This window comes from Arhodomonas sp. KWT (assembly GCF_010993615.1).
Map to the genome: position 1 here is coordinate 33,964 of NZ_WNXE01000017.1, position 7,019 is coordinate 40,982.

The window sequence follows — 7,019 nt, forward strand, 5'->3', positions numbered from 1 at the left end:
GGCCGTGACGGCTTCGTGCTCGGTGACGGTGCAGGTGTGCTGGTGCTCGAGGACTACGAGCACGCGGTGGCCCGCGGTGCGCGTATCTACGCTGAGGTCGCCGGCTTCGGTATGAGCGGTGACGCCCATCACATGACCCAGCCGCCGGCGGACGGCGAGGGCGCACGGCGCTGCATGACCAACGCCCTGCGGGACGCGGGCATGAACCCGGACGAGATCGATTACGTCAACGCCCACGGCACCTCGACGCCGCTGGGCGACCGCGCCGAGGCGATCGCGATGCGCGGCACCTTCGGCGAGCACACCCCGAAGGTGGCGGTCACCTCCACCAAGTCCATGACCGGCCATCTCCTCGGCGCCGCGGGCGGCGTGGAGGCGGTGTTCAGCGTGCTCACGCTGCGCGACGGCGTGATCCCGCCCACCATCAACCTGGACGACCCGGAGGAAGACCTGGGCATCGATATCGTCAGCGGTGGCGCCCGCGAGCGCGACGTCCGCGGCGTGCTGTCCAATTCCTTTGGCTTCGGCGGCACCAACGGCACCGTGATCTTCCGCCGGATCGACTGATCCGGCGGCAGCGGCGATGTGGCGCGTCGACGGTCGACCCGGCGCCGCCCCCCCGGCGGACGACCGCGGGCTGGCTTACGGCGACGGGGTCTTCGAGACGGTGGCCGTCGTCGACGGCCGACCCGCACTGTGGCCGGACCACCGGGCACGGCTCGCACGCGGCTGTACCCGCCTCGGCTTCGCCGCGCCGCTGGAACGGGTCGACGCCGAGGTCGCGGCACTGGCAGGGCAGGGCGACGGCGTCATCAAGCTTATCGTCACCCGCGGCAGCGGCGGGCGCGGCTACACCCCGCCCACGGATGCCGGGCCCCGCGTGCTCGCCCGCCGGGGCGGCGTACCCGAACGCCCGGTGCACTGGTGGCGGGAGGGCATCACCGTTCACCGCTGCGTGACAGCACTCGCCGTACAGCCCGCGCTCGCGGGCATCAAGCACCTCAACCGCCTGGAGCAGGTTCTCGCCCGGCGGGAATGGGACGACCCCGGGATCGCCGAGGGGCTCATGGCCGACACCCGTGGTAACGTTGTGGCCGGTACCATGAGCAATGTGTTCGCCCGCTTCGACGACATCCTGTGCACACCACCGGTCGCCGACTGCGGCATCGCCGGGGTCATGCGGCGGCGGATCATCGCGCTGGCGCCCCGCCTCGGCCTGCGCCCCCGGGTGCGGCGGCTGACATGGGACGGGCTCGCCCGGGCGGACGAGCTGTGGCTGAGCAACAGCCTCGTCGGCGTCTGGCCGGTGGCGCGCCTGGAGCGACGGGCCTGGCCGGAGGCCGCCGGTGCGCGGGCCTGCATCGATGCACTCGCCGCCGCCGGGACGATCATCACCCCGAAGGGATGGCATTCGCCATGAAGCGATGGCTGACCGCTCTCTGCATGGCCGCCGTGTTCGCCGCCGCCGCAACCGCGGCCTGGGCGTGGCAGACCTACGAGACCACCATGAGCCGGCCCCTCGTCGCGGCCGGGTCCGAGCCGGCACAGATCACGGTGGCGCGGGGCGACACGCTGGCGGGCATCGCCCGGCGGCTCGTCCGTGAGGAGCGCCTGAAGGCCGCCTGGCCGCTGCGGCTGTACGGCCGCTACACCGGCGATGCCGCGCGGATCAAGGCGGGGGAGTACCGCATCGCCCCCGGCACCAGTGCGACCGGCCTGCTTCGGGCGATGGTCACCGGCGACGTAATCCAGCACGAGCTGACCATCGTCGAGGGCTGGACCGCACGCCAGCTCTTCGACGCCGTCGCCAATCACGACGCCCTCGAACACACCCTTGCGCTCGACGATTCGCAGGCCGTGATGGCCGCCCTCGGCCATCCCGACCAGAAGGCGGAGGGCCGGTTCCTGCCGGAGACATACCATTTCCCAAGGGGCACCAGCGACCGCGATTTCCTCCAGCGCGCCTACCGCGCCATGAACAGCGCCCTGGCGGACGCCTGGGAGGGCCGTGCGGACGATCTCCCGCTGGAAAACCCCGATGACGCGCTCATCCTGGCGTCGATCATCGAAAAGGAGACCGGTGTGGCCGGCGAGCGCGCCCGCATTGCCGGCGTGTTCGCGCGCCGGCTGCGTCGCGGAATGCGACTGCAGACCGATCCCACCGTCATCTACGGCCTGGGCGAGGGCTTCGACGGCAATCTCACCCGCGCCGACCTGCGCCGGGACAATCCCTACAACACCTATACCCGCGCGGGCCTGCCGCCGACGCCCATCGCGCTACCGGGGCGGGACAGCCTCCATGCGGCTGTCCATCCCGCCGACGGCGACGCGCTGTACTTCGTGGCCGACGGCAAGGGCGGGCACGTGTTCTCCTCGACCCTGGAGGCCCACAACCGCGCGGTACGCCGCTATCAGCTCAATGGGGGACAGTGACATGACCGCGGGGCGCTTCATCACCATCGAGGGGCTCGAGGGCGCGGGCAAGACCACCGCCATGGACACCGTGCGCGACTGGCTCATCGAGCGCGGACTGGAGCCGGTGATGACCCGCGAGCCCGGCGGTACACCGGTGGGCGAAGCCGTCCGCGGCCTGCTCCTGAACCACGACTACCACGGCATGACCGCCGAGACCGAGGCGCTGCTGGTCTTCGCCGCCCGCGCCGAGCACGTCGCCCGGGTCATCCGCCCGGCGCTGGCCGAGGGCCAGTGGGTGGTCTCCGACCGCTTTACCGACGCGAGCTACGCCTACCAGGGCGGCGGGCGCGGCCTCGGCGAGGCACGCATCGCCGAGCTGGAGCGCTGGGTGCAGCAGGGGCTGCGCCCGGATCTCACCCTCTACCTGGACCTACCCGTGGAGCAGGGCCGTGAGCGCGCCTCCGCGCGCAGTGCCCCGGACCGATTCGAGAGCGAGGGCGGGACCTTCTTCGAGCGCGCCCGCGCCGTCTACCGGCGCCGCTGCGCCGAGCACCCGGAACGGATGCGGCTGATCGACGCCTCCGCCGACACCGACACCGTCCAGCGGCGCATCCGCGCCGCGCTGGCCGTGGCCTTCGGGGAGTCCGAATGAGCGGGGCCGCCGAATCCCGGGGCATGCCCTGGCACCAGGCGGCGTGGCAGCGGCTTATCGGTCGCATCGCCGCCGGCACCATGCCCCATGCCGTGCTCGTCCACGGCCCCCGGGGGGTGGGAAAGACGGCACTGGCGCACCGCCTTGGGGCCCGGCTGCTGTGTGTCAACCCCACGGCGGACGACGAGGCCTGCGACGCGTGCCACGGCTGCCGCATGCGTCTCGCCGGCGCCCACCCGGACCTGTTCATCGCCACGGTGGAGAAGGGGCGCAGCCGGCTGCGGGTGGACCAGATACGGGCCGTCAGCGAATTCGTGACCCTGTCCAGCCAGTACGGCGACTTCCGTGTCGCGGTCCTGCCCGACGCCGACGCCATGAACCCGCAGGCCGCCAACGCCCTGCTCAAGACCCTCGAGGAGCCGCCGGCACGGGCGGTGCTCGTGCTCGTCAGCGAGCGCCCGGCGGCGCTGCCGGCGACGATCCGCAGCCGCTGCCACCAGATCGCCGTGCCGGTACCGTCTCCGGAGGCCGGCGCGGAGTGGCTCGGCCAACACGCCCCACAGGCCGGGCGCCTGCTCGGCCTTGCCGGGGGCGCGCCGCTGCGCGCCATGGCGCTGGCCGACGCCGAGGGCGGTGACGCCTACGACACCGTGGTGCGCCAGCTCGCCGCCGTCGCCGCCGGGGAGACCACGCCCACCGCCGCTGCGGCCCACTGGCAGGGGGGCGACCGGGCCGGCTTCGTCGAGCTCATGCAGATGGCGGTCGGCGAGATCGCGCGCCGGGGCGCGTCCGGGGCGGGCCGCGGACCGGACGTCGAGGGGTTGTCGCGACTGGCGGCAACGGTAGACTGTGAGGCCGTACAGGCGTTCTACCGGCGCCTGTCGCAGTATCGCGCCGCCGCCGAACAGCCGCTGCACGGCCAGCTGATGGCGGAGGCGCTGTTCGCCGAATGGAGCGCGCACGCGCGGGACCGTCAGTGGGGGTACCATGACCCAGAGTAACCGGGGCGGAGGGCGCCAGGGGATCCTGTCGCTGTCCATTCGCGACAAGAACGCGCTGTATGCCGCCTACATGGGCTTCATCCGCAACGGCGGACTGTTCGTGCCCACCACCAAGCGCTACGAGATCGGCGACGAGGTCTTCATCCTGCTCACCCTGATGGAGGAGAGCGAGAAGATCCCGGTGGTGGGACGGGTCGTGTGGATCACCCCCCAGGGCGCCCAGGGCAACCGCACCGCGGGCATCGGCGTGCAGTTCACCGAGAAGGACGGCGGCCCCGCGCGCAACAAGATCGAGACCTATCTCGCCGGCACGCTGGAATCCGAGCGTCCCACCCATACCATGTAGACTCACGACCGCGAGGACGCCCTTGTTCGTCGACTCCCACTGCCACTTCCACCTGCTCGAAGACAACGCCGACACCGACCGTGCCCTGGCCGCCGCGCTCGACGAGGGCGTGGAGCACTTCCTCAACGTCGCCATCGACGTGGAGAGCCGTGACGCGCTGATCGCGCTGGCCGAGCGCCACACCGAGATCTCCACCTCCATCGGCGTGCATCCCAGCGGCACCGGCGAGGACCCGGACGAGGAGACCCTGGCGGCGCTGGCCGACCACCCGCTCATCGTCGCCGTTGGCGAGACCGGGCTCGACTACGCGTACAACGAGGACCGGCCGGAGTGGCAGCGCGAGCGCTTCCGCCGGCATGTGCGCGCGGCACGGCTCATCGGCAAGCCGGTGATCGTGCATACCCGGGCCGCACCGCAGGACACGCTCGCGATCCTGCGCGAGGAGGGCGCCCGCGAGGTCGGCGGCATCATCCACTGCTTCACCGAGGACTGGCCCACCGCCCGGGCCATGCTCGACGAGGGCTTCCACATCTCGCTGTCCGGGATCGTGACCTTCCGCAACGCCGACGCACTGCGTGGGACCGCGGCGCACATCCCCGGGGACCGGCTGCTCATCGAGACGGACTGCCCCTATCTTGCCCCGGTGCCACACCGAGGCCGCGAGAACCAGCCCGCCTACGTCCGCCACGTCGCCGAGTGCCTCGCGGAGGTACGCGGCGAGTCCGTCGAGGAGGTGGCGGCCGTGACCAGGGAGAACTTCTACCGGCTCTTCCCGCAGACCCGGACGGCCCCTGCCGGCGCCTGAGCCCGTCAGCCGCCGGCGAGGGCGAGGACGCGGTCCACCGCGGCGTGGAGCTGTTCGCCGGTGTTGTAGAAGTGCGGCGAGAAGCGGATGCCACCGGCACGCGCCGCGCAGGGGATGCCGGCGCCGCGCAGACGCCCGAGCAGGTCCTCCGGATCCGCCCCGGCCACGCGGAAGGTGACGATGCCGGCGTGCCTGGCGGATGCCGCCGGCGTGACCGCACTCAGCGCGGGCTCATCGGCGATGCGCGCCAGCAGCGTGCCGGCGTTGGCCATCACCGACTCGCCGACGGCCTCGATGCCCTCGTCCTCGATGAGCGACAGGCTCGCGGACAGGGCGTGGATGCCGAGCATGTTCGGGCTGCCCGCCTCGAAACGCCGGCCGGTGGCCGCCGGCGCCCAGTCACGGCGGTCGAAATCCCCCAGCGCCTCCGCCATGTGCCAGCCGAAGCGGTTCAGCTCCAGTGCCTCCCGCGCCGCCGGCGTGGTGTAGAGCACGCCGAGCCCCTCCGGGCCCATCATCCACTTGTGACCGTCGGCGACCACGAAATCCGCCCCGACGGCCGTGGCGTCGAAGGGCAGGGCGCCCAGCTGCTGGATCGCGTCCACGCAGAAGAGCGCGCCCGCCTCCGAGCACGCGGTGCCGAGGCGCTCCAAGTCGATGCGCAGGCCGCTGCCGTACTGCACCGCGCTCACCGGCAGGACCCGGGTGTACTCGTCCATGGCGTCGATGAGCGCACCCTCGGGATCCTCCGCCCCGGTCAGCGCCACCTCGCGGATCTCCACCTCGTGGCGTTCCGCCAGCGACTCCCAGACCATCCGGTTGGAGGGGAACTCCTGGTCGTTGATCACCACGTTGTCGCCGGCACGCCAGCGCAGGCCGTGGGCCACCATGGACAGGCCCTCGGAGGTGTTCGCCACCAGCGTGACGTCGTCGCTGCCCTCCGCCCCCACCAGCCACGCGAGCTGGTCCCGAAGCCGGGCCTCCGTGCGGAGCCACGCGGGATAGTCCGCCGCGCCACGGCGCGCGTTCACCCCGGCGAAGGCGGCCACGGCGTCCGCCGTGCGCTTCGGCCACGGGCTCACCCCGGCGTGGTTGAGATAGATGAGCGATTCGTCCTGTGGGAATTCGTCATGCATGGGCGTCTCCTGATGTCCCGCGCAGGCCGTGTGTATCGCCGGCGCCCGGGGCCGGTCAGCCGAAGAGCTTGCCGGCGATACGGAATCCGGCGAGGTAGGTCCCCACCGCGGAGCCCAGGGTGCTCAGCAGGAAGATCAGCAGCGTGCGCGCGACGCGATTGCGCCACCACCCGCGCAGGCGGGTGACGTCGCTGCGCAGGGCACGGAAATCTCGCACCTGGGGCTTGCGCAGGGCCATCTCCGCCGCCGCGGTGACCATCCCGGCCCCGACCGTGGGATTGAGCGAGGTCAGCGGCGCGGCCACGAAGGCGGTGATCACCGTGAGCGGATGGGCGAGGGCCAGGGCCGCCCCCAGCGCGGAGAGCGCACCGTTGATCAGCACCCACTCGAACACCAGCTCCAGGCCCAGCGAGGTGCTGCGGTTGAAGCCGATGATGAAGCCCGTGAGCACCAGGGCCACCACCAGCCACGGGATCGCGCGGACCCAGCGCGCCCGCGGCGGCGTGTAGCTCAGCCGCTGGACCTCCGCGGCCGGCTCCGCGATCCCCTCGCGCAGCGCCGCCTCCAGGCCGGCGAGATGGCCCGCGCCGACGACGGCGAGCACGTGGCGCGGCCGGTGCTCCGCCGCCTCGCTCAGCAGGCGCGCCGCCATGAAGCGGTCCCG

At 72.3% G+C, this 7,019-nt stretch carries 7 protein-coding genes and 2 pseudogenes; 7 read left to right on the top strand and 2 right to left on the bottom strand.

All coding sequences use genetic code 11. The features are described 5' to 3' along the window. The 7 genes and pseudogenes from G7A99_RS05445 to G7A99_RS05475 form a co-directional block, all read left to right on the top strand. A pseudogene (locus G7A99_RS05445) lies at positions 1–567 on the top strand (beta-ketoacyl-ACP synthase II); the annotation flags it as partial. A gap of 16 nt (positions 568–583) precedes the next feature. Then, entirely contained in the window at positions 584–1,420 is an 837-nt protein-coding gene (gene pabC, locus G7A99_RS05450) for an aminodeoxychorismate lyase (protein WP_163139140.1), read from the top strand. Next, positions 1,417–2,433 carry an endolytic transglycosylase MltG gene (gene mltG, locus G7A99_RS05455; RefSeq protein ID WP_205599741.1) on the top strand — a complete coding sequence of 339 codons (1,017 nt, stop codon included), beginning with the start codon at positions 1,417–1,419 and terminating at the stop codon, positions 2,431–2,433. Before pabC ends, mltG begins: the two co-directional genes overlap by 4 nt. Position 2,434: 1 nt before the next feature. Beyond that, positions 2,435–3,067 (top strand): dTMP kinase, encoded by a 633-nt coding sequence (tmk, locus tag G7A99_RS05460; protein WP_026320883.1) that lies wholly within the window; start codon positions 2,435–2,437, stop codon positions 3,065–3,067. After that, entirely contained in the window at positions 3,064–4,068 is a 1,005-nt protein-coding gene (gene holB / locus G7A99_RS05465; RefSeq protein WP_018716758.1) for a DNA polymerase III subunit delta', read from the top strand. Before tmk ends, holB begins: the two co-directional genes overlap by 4 nt. Next, positions 4,055–4,414: a PilZ domain-containing protein gene (locus G7A99_RS05470; protein WP_018716757.1), complete on the top strand. Its 360-nt coding sequence runs from the start codon at positions 4,055–4,057 to the stop codon at positions 4,412–4,414. The genes holB and G7A99_RS05470 overlap by 14 nt, the downstream gene beginning before the upstream one ends. A 22-nt stretch (positions 4,415–4,436) precedes the next feature. Further along, complete coding sequence (locus tag G7A99_RS05475; RefSeq protein WP_163139142.1) at positions 4,437–5,219, top strand: TatD family hydrolase; 783 nt, start codon at positions 4,437–4,439, stop codon at positions 5,217–5,219. A gap of 5 nt (positions 5,220–5,224) precedes the next feature. On the opposite strand, the gene G7A99_RS05480 is transcribed toward G7A99_RS05475, so the two are convergent. Both G7A99_RS05480 and G7A99_RS05485 read right to left on the bottom strand, forming a co-directional pair. Beyond that, the gene (locus G7A99_RS05480) at positions 5,225–6,355 is read right to left on the bottom strand and encodes an aminotransferase class V-fold PLP-dependent enzyme (protein WP_163139143.1); all 1,131 of its coding nucleotides are present in this window, start codon (positions 6,353–6,355) and stop codon (positions 5,225–5,227) included. A gap of 55 nt (positions 6,356–6,410) precedes the next feature. Beyond that, positions 6,411–7,019: pseudogene (locus tag G7A99_RS05485) on the bottom strand (conjugal transfer protein TraB); the annotation flags it as partial.

Coding starts and splice junctions, on each gene's coding strand:
- pabC (WP_163139140.1), top strand. CDS start 584: ATGTGGCGCGTCGACGGTCGACCCGGCGCCGCCCCCCCGGCGGACGAC.
- mltG (WP_205599741.1), top strand. CDS start 1,417: ATGAAGCGATGGCTGACCGCTCTCTGCATGGCCGCCGTGTTCGCCGCC.
- tmk (WP_026320883.1), top strand. CDS start 2,435: ATGACCGCGGGGCGCTTCATCACCATCGAGGGGCTCGAGGGCGCGGGC.
- holB (WP_018716758.1), top strand. CDS start 3,064: ATGAGCGGGGCCGCCGAATCCCGGGGCATGCCCTGGCACCAGGCGGCG.
- G7A99_RS05470 (WP_018716757.1), top strand. CDS start 4,055: ATGACCCAGAGTAACCGGGGCGGAGGGCGCCAGGGGATCCTGTCGCTG.
- G7A99_RS05480 (WP_163139143.1), bottom strand. CDS start 6,355: ATGCATGACGAATTCCCACAGGACGAATCGCTCATCTATCTCAACCAC.